The following is a 20,732-nucleotide window of genomic DNA, read 5'->3' on the forward strand; positions in this document are numbered from 1 at the left end:
TAATCACGCCGGGTCACCCTCGACTTTTTTAAACTGACTGCGAACCTGCAGGCAGTTGATCAACACCAGCACTGCCGTTACGGCGAATACCCAGCGGAAACCCATCAGTGCCGAAACACCTGAACCTATCAGCGGGCCGACCACATTACCCAGGTACATAAATGACTGGTTATAACCAAAGATACGGCCAGTGACTTGATCGGACGAATACTTCAGCAGCAGTGTCTGTACGGCAGGCATCAAGGCACCATCAGCAAACCCCAGCATAAACCTTAAGATCCCCAGTTGGAGTGGCGTTTCTACCCAGGCCATGATCGCGAACAACACCGTTGTTAACCCCAGCGCTGCTAACAAAATACGTGAGGTGCCGATACGATCGCCCAGCCGGCCGAGGCGCGGAGCGGAAATCAAAGCCGCAATGCCGGGAACGGCGGCAATCATGCCGCTAATGAAAGCAATGTTGCTGCTATCACCGGATAATTCCTTGATAAAAAGTGTCAGGATTGGGCTAATGGACGAGTTGGCTAATTGGATCATCAGCGTGCTGACAAACAGCGTAACGATCAGCGTTGGATAGGGCAGCGACTGGAATACCGCCTTGCCGCTCAGCCGATCGGCTTTTTTGACTTCGATGCGATGTTCTTTTATCAGGAACAGGGTAATCAGGAAACTGACAAACATCAGCCCGGCAGTGACAAAAAACACCACGCGTAAGCCCAGATGGTCGGCCATTAGGCCCCCTAATAGTGGGCCAACGATCACCCCGGTCACCGGGCCGGTAGATAAGGTGCCTAAAGCCCAGCCGCTTTTATCACGTGGCACCTGCGAGGCGACCAATGCCATTGCGTTGGGGATATAGCCGGAGGTTAGGCCCATTAACGCCCGTAATGCAAAGAGTTGATAAACATTAGTGACCAAGCCTTGCAGCGCAATCACGATCGCCATACCCAGGGACGCACGCAGCAACATCAGTTTACGGCCTTTGCGGTCCGCCAGGCTGCCCCACAGCGGCGATACCAATGCAGATACTAAAAAAGTGCCACTGAATACCAGACCGGACCAAATACTCAGAGATTGATGGCCGCTAATACCGAGCTGTTCGACATACAGCGGGAGAAAAGGGAGGATTTGGCTCATTGCCAGCCCGGTAAAGAAACAACCGAGCCAGACCGAAATCAGATTGAGTTTCCACGCTTCCATCAGCTTGTCGTACCACTTTGAATTAGGAGGGAATTATTGAGCAGAATAATAATAACACCAGTTATCAGACCGTGCCGGGTGAAATAAGTGAGCAAAAGTAAAACCCGCCGGGCGGCGGGGAGATTTACGGCTGGTTATCTTGCTCTACGGCGTCGTAAAGTCGCTGCAAAATATCAGGGAAGGCGGACTGCACACGGTTCCAACTCGGTACAAAAGGCTTATCGCCGGGATTTTCGCTAAAGGCGTGGCCCGCCTGTGAAATCACGCGGGAAAACAGTTCGACCGCCGATTCTTCGCTGTGACGATCGAAGCTCAATCCATTCATTTTTGCATCATGTTCGAAGGCGTCGATCATATCCAGCGCAGTGCGATAATACGTGGCGCGCAGTACACGGAAAGAATCGCTGGTAATCGGCACACCCTGTATCGCCAATTTGCGATACAGCGCTTTGGTAATGTCATTCGCCATACGTTGTAGGCCAGTATGTGGATCATCCTCTGACATGGGTTGATGTTTGTGGTCGTAATGGTCGGCAATGTCCACCTGGCAGATGCGGTTGGTGGCAGTATTGCGGTGGATTTCTGATAATACGCCGATCTCCAGACCCCAATCGCTGGGAATACGCAGGTTGTTGAGGATATGGGTGCGCATGGCGAATTCGCCGGAAAGCGGGTAACGATAGCTGCGCAGATAATCGAGAAAATCCGAGTTGCCGTAGACTTTTTGTAGCGATTTCAGCAATGGAAACACCAGCAGACGGCCCACACGGCCATTAAGCTTACCGCCAGCCACCCGGGCGTAATAGCCTTTGCAGAAATCGTAATGGAACTGCAGATTGGCTACGGGGTACAGCAAACGTGCCAACATGCGCCGATCGTAGGTGATGATGTCGCAATCATGCAGTGCTACGCAACTGCTACGACGCGATGCCAGGGTGTAGCCGACGCAGAACCATACATTGCGGCCTTTACCCGGTTCGTTGGGCGCCAGACCTTCAGCACTAAGCTGCTCGGCAATTGCCGTTAGACGCGGTCCGTCATTCCACAAAATGCGATGGCGTTGTGGCAGGCGCGAAAAGAAATTTTTGGCATGTAAAAACTGCTGATGGTTGGCACGATCCAGGCCAATCACGATCTCTTCCAGATAGGGCACTTGCGCCAGTATATCGACAATCTTGTCCAGAGCAGGACCTTCAAGCTCGGAATAGAGCGAAGGTAAAATCAGCCCCATGGTGTTGCGCCCGGAAAATACCTGCAACTCGTATTCCAGCTCGGCCAATTCACGCTGGGCGAGGTTATGGAAGTTGGTGATGATGCCGTCTTGGTAAAATTCACTCATGGTGGGCACTCCCGTTTAGCAGAAAATAGTCCAACCCTTCGCGCCACCCGTGTGGGCCTTGTTGCCGTGTGCGGTACAGACGACCGGCGAAGTCGCCCGGCAAGTCGAGTGGTTTGGCTTGTTGGCCGCGAATCAATACCGCCAGATTGCTGGCGTACAGCAACGAGAGATCATTGGGGCCATCGCCCAGACTGAGGGTAATTAGTGGGAAACCTTGGCTTAATGGAAAGCGTGCTGCCAGCCAGCGAGCGGCATTGCCTTTGCTGATCTGTTTGCTCATTACGTGATAAAAGCGCCCGCCCTGAGTCAGGTGTAAATCATGCTGTTCCAGCAACCTGCGCAAGCATTCTAGCTGTTGGGCAGTGCCTTCCCAGCGCAAGGGTTCGGAGCCCGTACGCTGTCGTGCCTGATGTGCTTGCGCCAGTGTCAATCCAGTCCATTGCGCTACCGTCGCGTCATCCACGTCAGCAAACCCCAGAAAGGCAAACCCCGTCTGGCGGCGCAGTTCGTGCAATGTTGTCGTCAGGTGGGTGTAATCCATACCCAGGGTTTTCGACGGGTAGTCGGGATCATTGTGCCAGCCTTCGGGGAAAACAATCTGCGCGCCGTTTTCAGCGATAAAGGGCCAGTGACTCAGCCCCAGTTGCTGTTGCAACGTGCAGACTTCGGCCGCGGTTTTACTGGTGGTAATGATCAGTGGTGTCTGAGCTCGTGCCAGACGATCAAGCCAGGGTTGTGCCGGTTGCCAACGGTAGCTGTGATGGTCCAGCAGTGAGCCGTCCAGATCGGTAAAAATTAACAGGTTGGGACTCAGCTTTAGCATTTCATCTCCATTCTATCGTGCACAATTCACTGATAAATAGGCGGATTACTTTGTTATTAACCGGGAAGTCGACAGCGATATCTTCGCCGTAAGGACCCTGGAATTGTGATGCGAGTCACAGTTAACCCTAACGGCTTCTCACCGGTGGTGCAAGTTTGCCGATTGCCGGCGGTTATGCTGTCATGGTGCTATAGCAAGGAAACAACGTTGATCAGGAGATGCGGGGCATGACATTTAAGCTGCGAGAAATGGGGGCGGCCGATGTGGTACCAGCCTATTCACTGTCGCAAAAAGTACAGTGGCCTCATCGGCTTGAAGATTGGCAGCAGTCGTGGTCATTGGGGGCTGGGGTTATCGCTGAGGCTGACGGCGTGCTGGTCGGTTGTGCTCTGCGTTGGCTGTGGGGCGAGTATCGTGGCACGCTAGGATTGGTGATTGTGGCTGAGCAGCATCGCGGGAAAGGCATTGCCAGGGCGATGATGCAGAGATTGATGGCCCCGTTGGGCGACTATCAGCTTCAACTGGTGGCAAGCGACCAAGGGAAACCGCTGTATCGGCAGTTGGGGTTTGTCGATAAGGGCCCCTTGGCGCAACACCAATACCGGGCGTTACCTGCGCGTAACACCGCGCCATTGCCTAAGGGGTTAAGCCTGCGTCCCGCATTACCGCAAGATATTCCCGTATTGAGTGCATTGGACTTTTCCGCCAGTGGTATGCAACGTCAGCCGCTGTTGGCCGCATTGTTGGCAAGTGCAGATCAAGCGTTGGTGCTGGAACGACAAGGTATTGTGGTGGGGTTTGCCCTGCGGCGTCGTTTTGGTTATGGCAGTATGATCGGCCCCGTCGTTGCACCTGAACTTGCGGGGGCCATAGCCCTGATTGATGCTTTGTGTCAGCCTTGCAGCGGCCAGTTCGTGCGGGTGGATACACCGCTGGACAGTGGTCTTAGCGAATGGTTGGTTGGGCGGGGGTTGCCCTGTATTGATACACCCACCATCATGGTCAGAGGCGAGTCTTATAGACCGAATTACGATTTTGCACAGACGTTTGCATTGGTTTCGCAAGCGCTGTCATAAAATTGAAAATCAGTGGTTCATGGCAGTGCATTGCCAGATGCATTGCCCAAATGTTGTGCAATAGTTATCAACTGATGACTATGTTGTAACCGTTGGCGCTGCTGTTCCTGCACCGCTGTACGCCGCCGCGCGAGAATTATTCCCCAGCTGTTCGCAATTGGCACAGGCCATGCATTGTCATCATCAGTCTTTGTTATCTTAGTAACAAAGGGTGGCGTGATGACAACTCAACAACAGCGGGCGAACTATGGCAGAGCATCCAGATGTAATCGCACAAATCGAAGCGTCCTTTGCAGTACAGACCCCGACCGGAAAACGTATTGCCGGATATCTGCTGGCCAATTTGGCACAGGTGCCGTTTGAAACCGCCGACAGTATCGCTCGCAGCACAGCCACCAGCGGCATTTCAGTCGGACGCTATCTACGCAGTCTGGGTTACCGCAATCTTGACGATTTTAAACGCACGCTGCGTGAACAGGGTACGGCGCTGTATCAACCTTGGGGTGTGACCGATCGCCTGGGCGCTTATCGCCAACGACGCGAACAGTCACAGCCGCAAAAACTGCGCCAGTCGCTAACGCTGGAGCTTGAAGCGATCGAGCATGTGTATCAATTAGCCGGTGGTGATGCTTTTGCCTTGGTCAGTCGACAGTTGGCGCAGGCGGAAGCGGTGTTTGTGGTCGGTATTCAGTCCACACGTGGCATTGCCAACGCCTTCTACAGCCATCTGGAATACCTGCGGCCCAAGGTTTACTACGCCGATGGACTGTCTGGTACCTACGTAGAGTCACTCAATTCAGAATTCAATTCACCGTATCTGGTGCTGACCGATACCCGTGCCTATTCAACTATCGCTCAGAAATACTGTCAGGCGGCCTGCGCGCGTGGGCTGCGGCTGGCACTGATTACCGATATTTACTGCCCCTGGGCACGAGATTATCCCATTGACCTGTTGCAGGTGAAGACTGACACCGGCCAATTTTGGGATTCATTGGCACCGCTGAGCTGCTTGTTCAACCTGCTGCTGTCCTCCGTGCTGGAACAAGGGGGGGCGGCGGTAGAACAACGACTGGCGAATAACCGCATCCTGCAAAAAGAATTGGGGCAATTTGAATCTTAATCGCTATGGGAAAATGCAATGAGTGACAATGTAACGTTAATCGATCTGGCAGCCACATTCCCCGACTTGCCGATTGATCTTAAATACGCCACCACGGATAACCTGACCGGTCGGGCGATCTACCGTGAAAGCCGCTGCTTGCTGCATCCTGATGCAGTGAAGGGGTTACGGCGCTGCTTATTGGCTACACGTCTGGCCGGTTTTTCTCTACAAGTGTTTGATGCTTATCGACCGCAGCAGGCGCAGGCACTGTTGTGGCTGGCATGTCCCGATCCACAGTATGTCACCAGCACACAAACCGGTTCACATCACAGCCGCGGTGTTGCGATCGATGTGACGTTGCTGGACACCAACGGTGTAGCGCTGGATATGGGCACTGGATTTGATGAGATGAGCGAACGTTCTCACCCGTTCTACCCTGACTTCTCTCCGGAGGTGCAACGCAATCGGCTGCTGCTGAATGCGGTGATGGCCGCCGGAGGTTTTCGCGGCATTGCCAGTGAATGGTGGCATTTTGAACTGCCTAACGCCGGTGATTACCCGCTGCTGGCCGATCAATTCGGCTGTTTTTCTTACGACTAAAACAACACACATTCAACGCATCAGGAGCTTTGTTTATGAATAAGATCAAATACGCCGCTCTGGCGGCTGCAGTGACGTTGGGCATGGTAGTCATGGGCCAGGCGCAGGCAGCGGTACCTAAAGACATGCTGGTGATTGGCAAGGCGGCCGACCCGCAAACGCTGGATCCGGCGGTGACGATTGATAACAACGATTGGACGGTAACTTACCCAGCTTACCAACGGCTGGTGCAGTACAAAACCGAGGGCGGTAAAGGCTCGACTCAGGTTGAAGGCGAACTGGCAGAAAGCTGGACGGCTTCAGACGATCAACTCGTCTGGACCTTTAAACTTAAACCGGGCAACAAGTTTGATGACGGTTCGGATGTCAATGCCGATGCTGTGAAATGGTCGTTTGAGCGCCTGATGAAGATTGGTCAGGGGCCGTCCGAAGCCTTCCCGAAAGACTTGCAGGTTACGGCGGTGGATCCGCTAACCGTGCGGTTCACCCTGAAAACTCCGTTTGCGCCATTCCTGTACACCTTAGCCAACGACGGGGCCGGTATTGTTAACCCGGCCATTGCCAAGGCTAATCCGGCCGATGAAGGTAAAGCCTGGTTATCGAATCACAGTGCAGGTTCCGGCCCGTACAAGCTAGATCGCTGGCAGAAGGGACAACAACTGGTATTGGTGCCGAACCCTCATTACAACGGAGCCAAACCGGCGTTTAAGCGTGTGACGGTCAAAATTATCGGTGAAAGTGCCACCCGTCGTTTGCAACTGACACGCGGCGATCTGGATATTGCCGAATCACTGCCGATCGATCAGCTCACTGCGTTGAAGAGCGAAAATAAGGTAGCGGTAAACGAATATCCGTCATTGCGGGTGACGTATTTATATCTCAACAACGGCAAAGCACCGCTGAATCAGGTGGATCTGCGCCGTGCCATCTCTTACGCGGTGGATTATCAGGGCATGGTGAAGGGGATTCTCGGCGGTAACGGCAAACAAATGCGTGGCCCGATCCCGGAAGGTATGTGGGGCTACGATGCTACCGCGCAACAGTACAGCCAAGATGCAGACAAGGCCAAAGCAGCGCTGGCGGCGGTGAAGGATAAACCCGCGTCGCTTAACTTCTTGTATTCGGTCAGCGATCCTAACTGGGAGGCGATTGCGCTTTCGGTACAAGCCAGCCTGGCGACAGTGGGCATCAACGTCAAGCTAGAGAAATTGGCGAACGCCACCATGCGTGATCGCATCGGTCAGGGTAATTACGATATCGCGATAGGCAACTGGAGCCCAGACTTTGCCGACCCCTACATGTTCATGAACTACTGGTTCGAGTCCGACAAGAAAGGGCTACCCGGAAACCGTTCGTTCTACAGCGATCCGCAGGTCGATGCACTGTTGAAGAAAGCGGTATCGGTGTCCGATCAACAGATACGTACTGCTGATTATCAGGCGGCGCAGAAAATCGTTATTGACCAGGCGGCTTATGTCTATTTGTTCCAGAAAAACTATCAGGTAGCGATGAACAAAGAAGTTAAGGGCTTTGTATATAACCCAATGCTGGAGCAGGTATTCAACGTTGGGCAGATGAGCAAGTAATATTCTTCGGGCAGCCGTTTGGCTGCCCATGCACCATGGGAAATCGCTATGAACGTTTGGAGCCTTATCCGTCAGCGTTGCTGGGGACTGGTGCTGGTGATGTTCGGGGTGTGCGTGATCACCTTTACCATCTCACACTTGATTCCCGGCGATCCGGCACGGCTGTTGGCCGGTGATCGGGCCAGTGAGGAAATCGTCCAGCACATTCGCCAGCAACTCGGGCTAGATCAGCCGTTATATGTGCAATTTGGCCGCTATGTGCTGGATCTGCTGCATGGCGATCTGGGGACATCTATCCGCACCGGGCGGCCGGTATTAGAGGATTTACGTGCCTTCTTTCCCGCTACATTAGAGTTGGCTTTTTGCGCGTTGCTGCTGGCGATCGCGTTGGGGGTTCCGCTCGGCGTGGTGTCGGCAGTTTACCGTAATAAATGGCCCGACCATTTGGTACGGCTAATGTCGGTGACCGGCATATCTACCCCGGCTTTCTGGTTGGGGCTAGGGGTAATCATTTTATTTTACGGCCAACTCAATCTGTTGCCCGGCGGCGGCAGGCTGGACGACTGGCTAGACCCACCCACGCATATCACCGGCTTTTATCTGCTTGATTCATTGCTGACCGGCAATGGCGAAGCGTTTTGGAACAGTCTGAGACATCTGATTTTGCCAGCACTGACCTTGGCGTTCGTACACCTCGGCGTGGTGGCGCGGCAAATCCGCTCGGCAATGCTTGAACAGTTGGGGGAAGACTACATCCGTACCGCGCGTGCCAATGGCCTCTCACACTGGCGGGTGGTGCTGGGCCATGCTTTGCCGAATGCGTTGATCCCTTCGGTAACGGTGTTAGGGCTGGCGCTGGGAGACTTGTTGTACGGCGCGGTGCTGACTGAAACGGTATTTGCCTGGCCAGGTATGGGGGCTTACGTCGTGGACTCCATTCAGGCATTGGACTTCCCTGCGGTGATGGGCTTTGCCGTTGTGGTGTCCTTTGCCTATGTAATGGTCAATTTGATCGTCGATCTGCTCTATCTGTGGATCGACCCGCGAATGGGGCGCGAGGGATAATGACGATGACTCAAATCGAACAACCGCCCGTGGCGGAAGTGCCGTTGCGTTTTGTCAGCCTGCGTCGTGCCTGGTACCGGGTACGTCGCAGTCCGCTAACGCTGTTGGGGGCGGCCATCATGATTGCTGTACTGTTTCTGATGCTGTTTTCGCCGTGGCTGGCACCGCATAACCCAGACGCTATCGATCTCACTGCACGGTTATTACCGCCTTCAGCAGAACACTGGTTCGGTACCGATGAGGTAGGCCGCGATCTGTTCAGTCGGGTGCTGGTTGGCAGTCGGCAGTCTGTGGCCGCCGGGTTGGCGGTTGTAGTGCTGGCGGGCGGTATTGGTTCATTGCTGGGCTGTTTTTCTGGTGTGATGGGGGGCACGGTGGATGCGCTAATCATGCGTTGCATGGACATCATGTTGTCAGTGCCCTCGTTGGTGCTGACCATGGCATTGGCGGCGGCGCTGGGTCCCAGTCTGTTCAACGCCATGCTGGCGATTGCCGTGGTGCGCATCCCATTCTACGTCCGGTTGGCGCGCGGGCAGACATTGACGCTTCGCCATCAGGCCTATATGCAAGCGGCACGTACCTTTGGCGCCTCACGCTGGCACCTGATCAGTTGGCACGTACTGCGTAATGTGATGCCACCGCTGGTGGTGCAGGCATCATTGGATATTGGCACCGCGATTCTGATGGCGGCCACACTGGGCTTCATCGGCCTGGGTGCGCAGCAGCCAACCGCCGAGTGGGGCGCGATGGTGGCCAATGGCCGGAACTATGTACTCGACCAATGGTGGTATTCGGCGTTCCCCGGGACGGCGATCCTGATCACCGCCACGGGGTTCAATCTCTTCGGCGATGGTCTGCGTGACCTGCTGGATCCTAAAACCCGGGGGCGTTGATGAGTGAAGCTACCGTTTTATCTATTGATGAGTTGCAACTGGAATTCCCGGTTTACGGCGGCAGTATCAAAGCGCTTAACCGTGTGTCGCTGCAGGTGAAGGCTGGCGAAATTGTTGGCGTGGTCGGTGAGTCTGGTTCCGGCAAGTCGGTGACGGCGATGATGACGTTGCGTCTGTTGGCTGAGGACGGCTACAGCGTTACCGGCGGCTCGCTGGAAATGTTGGGCACTGACGTGCTTAACGCCAGTGAACAGCAAATGCGCCAACTGCGTGGCGCACGGGTGTCGATGATTTTTCAGGAGCCGATGAGTGCGCTAAACCCAACGCGCAAGATTGGGCGGCAAATGTGTGAAGTGATCCGCCTGCATCAGCAGTTATCTTCGCAAGCAGCACGAAACAAGGCGATCCAACTGCTGCGTGAGATGCAAATTGCCGACGCGGAACGGGTGATGGAGCGCTACCCGTTTGAGTTGTCTGGTGGTATGCGCCAGCGAGTGTTGATCGCCATGGCGTTCTCTTGCGAACCGGAACTGATCATCGCCGATGAACCGACGACCGCACTGGATGTCACGGTACAGCGGCAGGTACTGCGTTTGCTGCAACAGAAAGCGCGTGCCAGCGGCACGGCGGTGCTGTTTATCACCCATGATATGGCCGTGGTATCGCAGCTGTGTGACCGGGTGTACGTGATGTATGCCGGACACGTGATCGAAAGTGGTACCACGGCCAGGGTGATAGACAACCCCCATCATCCGTACTCTATCGGATTGTTGTTAGCCGCGCCGGAACGTGCCGAACCACGCAGTCTGTTACGCGCTATTCCTGGCACGGTGCCCAATCTTAGTGCGCTGCCGACTGGGTGCGCCTTCAGTAATCGCTGTAGTCATGCTGACGCTCAGTGTCTGCAAACACCGCGGTTGATGCCATTAACGTCTGAACCCACCCAGCACGTGGCCTGTTGGCATCCGCAGTCTATTGATTTGGAGGGGCGAAATGAACGTTGAAGCACTACTTGAGTTGCGCGATGTGCGTCTGCGTTTTCCTGCCAGTTATAACTGGCGTGGCAAACCGCAAGAGTATGTGCATGCACTCAATGGGCTGGATCTCAATATCATGCGTGGCGAAACGCTGGGTATCGTCGGTGAATCCGGCTGTGGCAAAAGTACCTTAGCGCAGTTGCTGATGGGATTGTTAAAACCGAGTAGCGGCGAATTGCTGCGTGCACGCAACGAGGGTTCTTGGTTTGGCAGCGGTATGCAAATGGTGTTTCAGGATCCGCAGTCATCGCTCGATCCACGCCTGCCGGTGTGGCGCATAATCACTGAGCCGGTTTACGTGCAGCAGCATAACAGTGTGGCACAGCGGCGATCACTGGCGGCGGAGTTGGCACAGCAGGTAGGCCTGCGGCCGGAGGCGATTGACCGATTGCCGCATGAATTTTCCGGTGGGCAACGCCAGCGTATCTCCATTGCGCGAGCGCTGTCTTCGCAGCCGGATATCATCGTGCTGGATGAACCGACCTCTGCGTTGGATATTTCGGTACAGGCGCAGATCCTCAATTTGCTGGTGGAATTGCAGCGCGAACGCAATCTGACTTATGTGCTGATTTCGCACAACGTCTCGGTGATTCAGCACATGAGTGATCGTGTGGCCGTGATGTATCTGGGGCAAATCGTCGAACTGGGGCCGACCGCACAGGTACTGCGTCAACCGCAGCACCCCTACACACGGTTGTTGTTGGATTCGGTCCCGCGAGCAGGCCGTTCGCTGAGTGACAGCGCGATTGAAGACCGCAAGGGTGAGCTGCCGGGTAATCGCCAATTACCGCCAGGCTGTTTCTTCCGCGAGCGATGTCCGTATGCCGGTGAGGGGTGTCAACTGCCGCAAAGTTTACGGATTAATCTGGGGGGATCGGCGGTACGTTGCCATAAGGTGACATGACGGGCATAGTGGTTCCATGCCATTCACAGCGCCCCCTATTAAAATCTGGGGCACTGTGAATGGATGGGTGTCAAACAGAGGCTCAACGTGAAACGCAATCAGTTATTGGTTTCTTCATTCAATATGTAATAAGACACAGGAACAGTTTCCATCTTATTAGCTTTGTCGGTCGTCATCTTTCGTGCTAATGCGGCATCGACATTAATAAGCTGGCGGCCATCTTCATTGAACAACATTTTACTTATTTCTTCGTCATTATACGTGGTGCATTGTTTATACACGTTGCGGAATAACGCATTGTAACCGTCGGAGAACTGCTTAATTTGTGCTATTTCGTTTGGCTTTAAATAGTCTTGCTTGATGTTTGACGCGGCAGCGGGGTGCAGCATAAAACTGGCGGCGGGCATGGCGAGCCTTTCTTTACCGGCACAATAGAACATAGTTGCCGCTGAACCAACAAACGCCGAGTTAATCGTGGTAATGGGTACCGGTGAGCTCTTGACTGCCTCATAAGCCATGTAGCCGCTGGACATATCACCGCCACCGCTGTTGATATACAAATACAGATGTTTTAATTCTGGGTAGGTGGCGTTAATTTCATCGATGGAGGCAATCAGTTCGGTGACACTCTTTTCCGTGACATTGCCGACATACAGAATTTTGGCGGATTCGACGTTATTGTTTTTTATATTGCTCTTTTTGACGACAGATACGGTCGCAAAAGAGGTCGTTGAAAATACCGCTGCGCAGACAAGTGTTATTATTTTAAAGGTGTTTTTATGCATTTGAATATTCCTTATTCAATTAAGTCGTGCACTATTGTAAAGCGAGTTGGCGAACAGTTTTTGAATTAATTAGGTTGGTTTAGTGTTTATTTATCCCTACGAACAATACGGAAAGAATATAACATTGGCAACCGAGGCCAGTATTCACGACAGGCAAAGTGCAACGCACTCCACCTGTCTATCTATGCGGTTTCAGGGCATAGGCCAGTCGGTAGGGGTGTTGCTCACCACTTCGACATACATATCCCACGCGTTTGACCAGAAATGCACAAATCCTTCCTGGCTGAAACTGATGCCCATCAGGCCCATAACAAACCAACAGGTGGTAAATAGCCCCAGACTACTGAACATAAATGCCATACCGTTGCGGCTGGTCTTACGGCAAACGACATTTAGCTGACTGGCCAAAAACATCATAACAGCGCTCAGTAACTCCCAGCGCATCATAATAAAACCTGTGGCTATGGTACTCATCGAACATGATCCTTGGTGAAAAAGCCGCACCCGGCGGTGCGTCGGGAAATCAGTGCGGGCAAGGGTAGGTTAGTGTGATATGCGTCACATTGTAGCATCGCTGCAAATCATCGCTCAATCCCTGAGCGGGAGAAAAATCTGCATTTGGTAACATTCAAACATGCTGAAACATTTATGCCATTTCATTAGCAACCTTTTAATGGGGAGCGTTAGCCAATAACGCTATGCTTGCCGACTTTTCACTGCCCTGATTTATCTTGGGAAAATGTGACGTCAGACAGGTAACTCGCCACGTATGGCCCTATTAAAAGATAAAATTCGTGACCATTCCGCTGAGGAAATGTTGTTTATTCGCCGTGCTGGCGTGGCGATGGTGTTGGTTGTCGCCTGTTTTGGCGTGTTGATCGCAAACCTGTACCGCCTACAGGTTAAACAGCATGCTTTTTACCAAACACGATCCAATCAGAACGACATTAAAATGGTGCCGATTGCGCCGAGTCGCGGGCTGATATTTGACCGTAATGGTATCCCATTGGTGCGTAATATTACGCTGTACCAGATCCAGATTATCCCCAGTAAAATTGACAATATGGCTGCACTATTGCAGGCGTTGACGCCGATTGTCGATCTGACCCCCGAAGATATCACTGCTTTTCGCGATGATATGCATCACAACGGTCGCTATAAACCGGTGACGTTGAAAACGGGCCTGACAGAAACCGAAGTGGCACGTTTTGCGGTAAACCAGTATCGCTTTGACGGGGTGACCATTGATACCTATCAGCAGCGTGAATATCCCTATGGGGCTGAATTAGCCCATGTCGTGGGCTACGTCTCGAAAATCAATGACAGTGATTTAAAGCGGTTGGATAAAGCTGGTTTGAGTGAGAACTATGCTGCCGACCACAATATCGGTAAGCAGGGCATCGAGGCTTACTATGAGTCTGAACTGCATGGCACGACCGGGTATCAAGAAGTGGAAGTGGACAACCATGGCCGCGTGATCCGCCTGCTGAAGGAGCAACCGCCACAGGCCGGAAAAAATATCTATCTGACGCTGGATTTGTCTCTGCAACAGTACATCGAGTCGGTATTGAAGGGGCAGCGTGCGGCGGTGGTGGTTGAAGACCCGCGCGATGGTGGCATTTTGGCCATGGTTTCCAGCCCCAGTTACGATCCCAATCCTTTTGTGAAAGGCATCAGTTATAAAGCCTATAAAACACTGCTGACCAACCCAGATTTACCGCTTATTAACCGCGTCACGCAGGGATTGTACCCACCGGCCTCCACCGTGAAACCGTACATGGCAACGTCGGCGTTGTTTGCTGGTGTTATCACCCCCAACACCACTTTTTTTGGTGCGCCGACCTGGACACTGCCGGGCACCCAGCGCCGTTATCGTGATTGGCTCAAGAGCGGGCACGGTATGTTGAATGTGACCAAGGCCATTGAGGAATCTGCCGACACCTTCTTCTATCAGGTGGCGTTTGAAATGGGTATTGACCGCATCCACAGTTGGCTAAGCCAATTTGGTTACGGACAGGCGACGGGGATCGATCTGAACGAAGAGTATCGGGGTGTGCTGCCAAGTCGTGAATGGAAACAGCGGGTGCATAAGAAGCCTTGGTACCAAGGGGACACCATATCGGTTGGTATTGGTCAGGGATATTGGGTCGCCACGCCTATCCAGATGGTGAAAGCATTAACCACGTTGATCAATAACGGTAAGGTGAAAACGCCCCATTTACTGTATTCCATGCGGCAGGGTAATCAGGTAACGCGCTATTTGCCACCGAAGCAGGCGGCACAGGTAGGTGATGCCAAATCGCCGTATTGGGGCATCGTACGCAATGGGATGTATGGTATGGCCAACCTGCCGAACGGTACTGGCTATAAGCTTTTCCATACAGCACCGTACCAGATTGCCGCCAAGTCCGGGACTTCACAGGTATTCGGTTTGAAAGAAAATCAGACTTATAACGCCAAAATGATCCCGGTGCGGTTACGTGATCATATTTTCTATACCTTGTTTGCCCCTTATAAAAATCCACGAGTGGCAATGGCGCTGATTCTGGAAAATGGCGGGGGTGATGGTGTGGTGGCAGGGCCAACCGCGCGGGCGATTCTCGACCATATTTTTGACCCGGCTAATGCGCCGCAGCCTAACGCGGACCAGAAAGTTAAACCGGAGTTAAACGACAGCGCGGATGTGCAACAGTAAACGCGTTTGTTTTTACTTTCTTACAAACTGCAATCTTCTAAAGATTTCCGTCAGGTTAGACTGAAATAATTACATAATCCGAATAAAAACGCAGGGTTAACAGTGGCGCCATCAACAAAAAAAAGCGGTAAAAATTATTCAAGCCTTCGCTTTGGCTGGATTTGCGGCGGGATACTGGTGTGCTTTTTTCTGCTGGCGTTCAGGGTCGGTTATTTGCAACTGCTGGAGCACCAGCAGTTGGCTGACCAGGCGGATCAACGGTCGATCCGCACGCAAGTGGTGCCAACCAATCGGGGAATGATCACCGACCGCAATGGCGAAGCTTTGGCGGTGAGTGTGTCATCACGAGATATTGTGTTGGATCCTAAGCATATTCTGGATACCAATACCGATACCAGTAATGAGCGCTGGCAAAGTCTGGCTAACGTACTGAAAATGCCGCTGAGTGAAGTGCAGAAACTAATACAGACGAATGCTCATAAGCGCTTCGTCTATCTGGCACGTAAGGTAGAAGACGATAACGCAAACTATATCAGTAAGTTGCATTTGACCGGTGTGAGCACAGAACAGGACTTCAGTCGCTTTTACCCGATGAGTCAGGACGCTGCCGGGCTTATCGGTATTGTCGGGCAGGACAACCAGGGGTTGGAAGGCATTGAACTGGGCTTTAACCACCTGCTGCAGGGCAAAAATGGTCTGCGGGTATATCAGAAAGATGGCAGCGGAGCGGTGATTGGCGTAATCAAAAGCGTCGATCCTGTGCCGCCACCGAACGTGACACTGAGTATCGATAAATTCATCCAGTATGTGTTGTACGCACAAATTCGCGACGGTGTGGTAGCCAACCAGGCTGATTCCGGTTGTGCAGTGCTGGTGAAAGTGAACACCGGTGAAGTGTTGGGGATGGCCAGTTACCCGTCGTTCAACCCGAACAACTATGCCAATACGCCGGCAAAAGATATACGCAACGTGTGTAGCAGCGACAGTTTTGAACCAGGTTCCACGGTGAAACCGGTGGTGGTGATGGTGGGGCTGGAACATCGTCTGATTAAGCCGGATACCGTACTGGACACTACGCCTTATCGGGTCAACGGCCACTTGATTAAAGACGTGGGGCACTGGTCGAAGCTGACCATTACCGGCGTGCTGCAAAAATCCAGTGACATCGCGGTATCACATATTGCGCTGGCGTTACCCGCAACCGTATTGCCCGCTGTTTATAAGAGCTTTGGCCTGGGTATGCCGACGGATTTGGGCATTGGGAACGAAAGCAGTGGCTATTTGCCGCAGCACCGCGAACGTTGGGCGGATATTGAACGTGCGACCTTCTCCTTTGGCTACGGCTTGCGCGTGACACCACTGCAGATGGCCCGTGAATACGCCACTATCGGTTCCTATGGTGTGTATCGTCCCTTGTCGATTACCCGGGTTACGCCACCCGTCATGGGGCAGCGTATTTTGCCGGAAGATACGGTAAGAACGGTGGTGCATATGATGGAAAGCGACGCTTTACCTGGTGGCAGTGGGCTCAGTGCCGCCGTGCCGGGTTACCGGTTGGCGATTAAAACCGGTACGGCAGAGAAGATGGGGGCTAACGGTAAATATGACGGGGGTTATATCAACTACACCGCGGGTGTGGCACCCGCCAGCGATCCGCAAGTAGCCTTGGTGGTCATGGTCAACAATCCGAAAGCCGGTAAGCACTTCGGCGGCTCGGTGGCGGGGCCGGTGTTTGGCAAGATTATGGCTCAGGTGTTGGAACATATGAATATCCTGCCTGACGCACAACCGCTGAACGTGGTGTCCCAGGTTAAGGGATAGCGCAATGCCCCCCGGTATGTAGGGGGGCGGTCTGATTAGAAGTAGTAGCCGATGTTCAGGTTAGTACGGAAATACCATTTATTGCTGCCGGAGGACTGGGTGCTGGTCCAACCGGTGGCATTCTCGGCACCGCCCCACGGGTTGGCGTTTTGCGCCCAGGTCAAATCAACCCACACCATCACTGGTAGGGCAAAGACCTGCACCCCTAGGGTATTCATTTTAGAGTCAGAACCGCCGTCTTTATCCTTCCACAACACGCTGTAGTCGTTATAAAAACGCAGTTTTTTCACTGGCCCCCAGGGTACCTCGACATCACGCGCCAGGTTGATTGATGCCGTGGTGGCCTGCGCCGGAATTAAATAGGCAGGCGTCAGGCCGTTACCCCCCATTAAAATTACCGAGTTGTTCGCTCCCTCAGGCCCTTTGGCATCATAAGAATAACGGATGATTTGCGTCGACAGATGCCATGGATCGTGGTTCACCAAAGCATGCAGGCCTGTTGCCCAGAAGGTGCCATTATCCCCGGTGTCATGATTATAGAGTCGGGAAACGGCCAGCGAACCGCCGAGCTCGTTGTTCCAGTCGCCCTGATGGAATTCACGCGCCAGGCGTAGGTTTACCTGGTCGCGTTTCTCGTTAGCTTGCAAATGCTGCGAACCGTAGTTGGTATTTTTCAAATCGTCGAAATTGCCCACTTCCGGCGCATAGCGCACCCCTGCCGGCATCATGCGGGGAAAATAGGCGGCATCCAGCGCCCAGCCATTGTCATGGAATTGGTATTTGGCACCTAACCCGTTATTGACCCCGAAACCGAGATAAAATGGAATGCCATAGGACCAGCCGAACTGTGGGTAAGGCTGTAAGCCAAAGGGTTTGAAAGGTGCGCCCAGCTGTAGGTCAGAACTCTCGCTCAGGTGATAACCAACATAGGCACGGTCTATGGCGTATTTCCGGTGGTCCTGAAACCAAAAGCCGGAGTCGAAGTAAGCTTCATTATAATTGCCACTGGTATCGATACGAAAGGCATCAAAACGTAAGTGGGGTGGGTTGCGGTAATTACTGCTGCCCCAGTCTTCATAACGATAATTGGCGCGCAATGCGCCACCGATATCAATGTTTTTATTATTATCCTCACTCTGCCAATGCAGATGTGGGAATGCCGAACTACTCTTCTTTTCCACAGGTTTTGTGACGGACTTCTCACTAACTGGCGTGAGGGTGCTTGCGTAACTCATTGGTGAAATTAGTAAAAATGCGATAATGGTTTTGCGCATAACGTTCCCCTGATGCTATCGGGTGTTTAAAAAGGCGAGCGTATTTCGCCATGAAATAATGGAATTGCTCGTTTTGTTTTATATGTGAGACAAGTTTTAGTTAAGTATTTATTATTTTTATTCGAGAAAGTTTCAAATATGAAACTTTGTTTCAAATTTCTTGTGAAAACTATAATCCTGACGTTCTGTAAGTCAAGAAATAAAAATAACCGGGCAGGGGAAGCGGTAACATCGGTTGTGAAGACGTTGTAAATCGAGGGCGAGTGTTAGCAGGGCTGGGGTGATATTATAAATGAGGTTTATGGTTCCGGCTTTATTTTGTGGAAAATAAGAACCGCTGACTTTATTAAGTGTTAATCAGAAATGATAAAAATAATAGATTAGCAAAACTTTCAGGTCGGTTATTTATCTTTAGCCCATAACCGACCCGAAATTTTATTTTTCTTGCAGGGATCAGCGACTGGTCTGGTGACCAATGATGCCGCCCAAGGCCGCACCACCCAGGGTTCCCAGTGTACTGCCATCAGTCAAGACTGCACCACCCAGTGCGCCGACGCCAGCGCCGATAGCGGTGTTGCGATCGCGGTGAGACATATTCCCACAGGCAGTCACGGAAAGCGTTGCCATGATAACAACCATTACGCCTGCGGCACGTTTAAGGTTCATAAGAGTTTCCTGGTAAATTGCCTAATTAACAGACAAAGAAAGTACTGATTAATCGGCCAGTAAAAGTTGAGATGAATGTATTCTTCCGGAAGAAAATAGAATAGGTAAATATTCTTAATTTTGAGAAAGCGCTTTTATTTAGCCACTGCTAAATGCGTGCTTGGTGATTAAAACATCAGCGCCCCCTTCAGTGGGATGGGCTGGGAGGTCATTCAAATCCGTTAAAAATCCGAAGGCTCGTCATTATTATGACTTTTCAGAGCGTCGGGTGGAGAGGCCGTAGGGGCGGATCAAAAGCCCTGGAGAGAGCATTTTTTTGCATTGCGGTAATGCAACTGTGTAAGTTACATTAGCGACGTAAGGTTGTGATCTCCATCACAGATTGAAATCAAGCAAAAATAACCTTAAGAAATTCCAGGGAAATACCCCTTTCTGGAAGGGTATTCCTCTGCTTCAAAACCAGGAGAAAACGATGTTAGAAATGATTGAGAGTTTGGCAACCGTGGTGATCCTGGTGCCGGTAATGATAGCCGTGTTGCTCGGCTCGATTTATGGCTTGGGTGAGTTGTGCAATATTTTCTCTGCCATTGGCAGAAAAAAAGACTGAATTTAATGCTCTGGGGGCGCAATGCCCCCCGATGCAGGTTTAACGCAACGTCGTCACAAAGTCGTATGTTTTTTGATACAACGGCCTATCAAATGTCGGTTATAGCCTAGCCGGTTTTCTTGCTTTTCCCTGACTTATCAACCAGGCAGTGGATGATACGTACTCATGGAATAAATTACCCTTCATTACGCCGTATTCCTCCCATGGGTAGATGACAGAATCATCGCCATCACGTTTTTGAACATGCTGCTATCAGGATTCGCCAGTGCGTTTACCAGCGTAAAATGATTGCTATGCCTGTCTTCCAGTAGCCTGACGTTGAGGCCTTTTTCTAGGCAGGCGTTGTAATAGGCCAACGTTTGGTTTTTAAACCCTTGTGTTTCATGGGCTCCGACGTCGAGCAGAATCTGCGGTGCATTCGCATTATCCGGCAGCATAAACAGTGGGCTGAGTGTTGCTGCTTGCTCAGGCATGAGACGCATCCAGTCGTTGACGTAGATATCACATAATGGGCGAATGTCGTACAGACCGCTCAACGCCAGTACACCCTTGATCACATTGACCGGGACCCGGTAAAGATGCTGCCAGTCATCGGCGATCAACATGCCACTAAGATGGCCGCCAGCCGAACTGCCGCTGACAAAAATTCGCTCGGGATCGATGCCATATTGGCTGGCATGGTGATAAAGCCAGCTAATTGCGCTGCGTACCTCACGGACGATCTCAGCGAGTGTGGCTTCCGGCTGTAAGGTGTATTCCACTGTAACGACTGCCACGCCATGGCGCGTGAAACTGGCAGCCATTGAACAGGCTTCTTCTTTACGTTGGGAGTGCCAATAGCCGCCGTGAATAAAGACCAGGAGTGGCGAAGGCTGGTTGGCTGCCGGGAACAAATCCAGCCGCTCTGCGGCACCCATTCCGTAATGAATGTCATAGATCCCCGGCGTTTGCGCTTTGGCCTCTGTGGCCAGCGCTGAGTATTGCGCCATACAGGCGTCAAAATCGTCAACCGAGGCACGGGCGTTGTATTGCACGGCGCGTTCAGCAAGGTCATTAAACATCAGGTCGATTTTCATCATGCCTCCTTGAGCAGGTTCTCCCATCATCTGCCCGAAGAGGTTTTGGTGCTTGCGCCTTAATGCGGGTCTATTTAGACAATGGCATGGCGTTCTATGCACTAATAAACTGCATGTGCTGCGTCTTCCGCCATGCTCTGTGCTGGAATAGGCTACTGAAAGATTCTTTCAGGAGACAACGCG

Annotated in this window: 19 protein-coding genes; 11 read left to right on the forward strand and 8 right to left on the reverse strand. The window is 52.3% G+C overall.

Annotation, left to right across the window (positions count from 1 at the left end; all coding sequences use genetic code 11):
* Positions 1-3 precede the first annotated feature (3 nt).
* From SGR01S_RS00415 to SGR01S_RS00425, 3 genes are all read right to left on the reverse strand, one after another.
* A complete protein-coding gene (locus SGR01S_RS00415) occupies positions 4-1,200 on the reverse strand; it encodes a multidrug efflux MFS transporter (protein WP_061806175.1) in 1,197 nt (398 codons plus the stop codon).
* A 124-nt stretch (positions 1,201-1,324) separates the two neighbouring features.
* Positions 1,325-2,539 carry a glycosyltransferase family protein gene (locus tag SGR01S_RS00420; RefSeq protein ID WP_061806176.1) on the reverse strand — a complete coding sequence of 405 codons (1,215 nt, stop codon included), beginning with the start codon at positions 2,537-2,539 and terminating at the stop codon, positions 1,325-1,327.
* Positions 2,532-3,362, reverse strand: coding sequence for a mannosyl-3-phosphoglycerate phosphatase-related protein (locus SGR01S_RS00425; RefSeq protein ID WP_061806177.1), 831 nt, complete (start codon positions 3,360-3,362; stop codon positions 2,532-2,534). The genes SGR01S_RS00420 and SGR01S_RS00425 overlap by 8 nt, the downstream gene beginning before the upstream one ends.
* 227 nt (positions 3,363-3,589) lie before the next feature.
* Between SGR01S_RS00425 and SGR01S_RS00430 the strand changes: the two genes are divergently transcribed.
* The 8 genes from SGR01S_RS00430 to SGR01S_RS00465 all read left to right on the forward strand — a co-directional run bounded on the left by SGR01S_RS00430 (position 3,590) and on the right by SGR01S_RS00465 (position 11,625).
* Positions 3,590-4,438, forward strand: a complete 849-nt coding sequence (locus SGR01S_RS00430) for a GNAT family N-acetyltransferase (RefSeq protein ID WP_073963393.1) — start codon at positions 3,590-3,592, stop codon at positions 4,436-4,438.
* Positions 4,439-4,685: 247 nt separating this feature from the next.
* The gene (locus SGR01S_RS00435) at positions 4,686-5,558 is read left to right on the forward strand and encodes a MurR/RpiR family transcriptional regulator (protein ID WP_061806179.1); all 873 of its coding nucleotides are present in this window, start codon (positions 4,686-4,688) and stop codon (positions 5,556-5,558) included.
* 18 nt (positions 5,559-5,576) lie between these two features.
* Positions 5,577-6,140, forward strand: coding sequence for a D-alanyl-D-alanine dipeptidase (gene ddpX, locus SGR01S_RS00440; protein ID WP_061806180.1), 564 nt, complete (start codon positions 5,577-5,579; stop codon positions 6,138-6,140).
* Positions 6,141-6,223: 83 nt separating this feature from the next.
* Positions 6,224-7,726: an ABC transporter substrate-binding protein gene (locus SGR01S_RS00445; protein ID WP_227021854.1), complete on the forward strand. Its 1,503-nt coding sequence runs from the start codon at positions 6,224-6,226 to the stop codon at positions 7,724-7,726.
* Between the two features lie 48 nt (positions 7,727-7,774).
* Positions 7,775-8,791 (forward strand): ABC transporter permease, encoded by a 1,017-nt coding sequence (locus SGR01S_RS00450; RefSeq protein ID WP_061806182.1) that lies wholly within the window; start codon positions 7,775-7,777, stop codon positions 8,789-8,791.
* Between the two features lie 5 nt (positions 8,792-8,796).
* Positions 8,797-9,684: a D,D-dipeptide ABC transporter permease gene (gene ddpC / locus SGR01S_RS00455; RefSeq protein WP_037415905.1), complete on the forward strand. Its 888-nt coding sequence runs from the start codon at positions 8,797-8,799 to the stop codon at positions 9,682-9,684.
* Positions 9,684-10,688, forward strand: coding sequence for an ABC transporter ATP-binding protein (locus tag SGR01S_RS00460; protein WP_061806183.1), 1,005 nt, complete (start codon positions 9,684-9,686; stop codon positions 10,686-10,688). The genes ddpC and SGR01S_RS00460 overlap by 1 nt, the downstream gene beginning before the upstream one ends.
* Positions 10,678-11,625, forward strand: coding sequence for an oligopeptide/dipeptide ABC transporter ATP-binding protein (locus SGR01S_RS00465; RefSeq protein ID WP_037415043.1), 948 nt, complete (start codon positions 10,678-10,680; stop codon positions 11,623-11,625). The genes SGR01S_RS00460 and SGR01S_RS00465 overlap by 11 nt, the downstream gene beginning before the upstream one ends.
* Positions 11,626-11,723: 98 nt before the next feature.
* On the opposite strand, the gene SGR01S_RS00470 is transcribed toward SGR01S_RS00465, so the two are convergent.
* Positions 11,724-12,410, reverse strand: coding sequence for an ATP-dependent Clp protease proteolytic subunit (locus tag SGR01S_RS00470; RefSeq protein WP_051922508.1), 687 nt, complete (start codon positions 12,408-12,410; stop codon positions 11,724-11,726).
* A gap of 192 nt (positions 12,411-12,602) precedes the next feature.
* Positions 12,603-12,884: a YjcB family protein gene (locus tag SGR01S_RS00475; protein WP_037415046.1), complete on the reverse strand. Its 282-nt coding sequence runs from the start codon at positions 12,882-12,884 to the stop codon at positions 12,603-12,605.
* Positions 12,885-13,179: 295 nt separating this feature from the next.
* Here SGR01S_RS00475 and mrdA2 point away from each other — a divergent pair, with 295 nt between their 5' ends.
* Together mrdA2 and SGR01S_RS00485 are read left to right on the forward strand one after the other, a co-directional pair.
* On the forward strand, positions 13,180-15,105 hold the full coding sequence (mrdA2, locus tag SGR01S_RS00480; RefSeq protein WP_037415049.1) for a peptidoglycan DD-transpeptidase MrdA2: 1,926 nt from the start codon (positions 13,180-13,182) through the stop codon (positions 15,103-15,105).
* A gap of 102 nt (positions 15,106-15,207) precedes the next feature.
* Positions 15,208-16,926, forward strand: a complete 1,719-nt coding sequence (locus tag SGR01S_RS00485) for a penicillin-binding transpeptidase domain-containing protein (protein WP_061806184.1) — start codon at positions 15,208-15,210, stop codon at positions 16,924-16,926.
* Between the two features lie 35 nt (positions 16,927-16,961).
* On the opposite strand, the gene SGR01S_RS00490 is transcribed toward SGR01S_RS00485, so the two are convergent.
* Entirely contained in the window at positions 16,962-18,200 is a 1,239-nt protein-coding gene (locus SGR01S_RS00490) for a putative porin (RefSeq protein WP_061806185.1), read from the reverse strand.
* A gap of 453 nt (positions 18,201-18,653) precedes the next feature.
* Complete coding sequence (gene osmB, locus SGR01S_RS00495) at positions 18,654-18,866, reverse strand: osmotically-inducible lipoprotein OsmB (RefSeq protein ID WP_037415059.1); 213 nt, start codon at positions 18,864-18,866, stop codon at positions 18,654-18,656.
* Between the two features lie 472 nt (positions 18,867-19,338).
* Between osmB and SGR01S_RS23520 the strand changes: the two genes are divergently transcribed.
* Entirely contained in the window at positions 19,339-19,473 is a 135-nt protein-coding gene (locus SGR01S_RS23520; RefSeq protein WP_037415062.1) for an AcrZ family multidrug efflux pump-associated protein, read from the forward strand.
* Between the two features lie 185 nt (positions 19,474-19,658).
* Here the strand turns inward: SGR01S_RS23520 and SGR01S_RS00500 are convergent, their stop codons facing one another.
* Complete coding sequence (locus tag SGR01S_RS00500; protein ID WP_061806186.1) at positions 19,659-20,549, reverse strand: alpha/beta hydrolase; 891 nt, start codon at positions 20,547-20,549, stop codon at positions 19,659-19,661.
* Between the last annotated feature and the right edge of the window lie 183 nt (positions 20,550-20,732).

Source organism: Serratia grimesii NBRC 13537 (assembly GCF_001590905.1).
GTDB classification, from domain to species: Bacteria; Pseudomonadota; Gammaproteobacteria; order Enterobacterales; family Enterobacteriaceae; genus Serratia; species Serratia grimesii.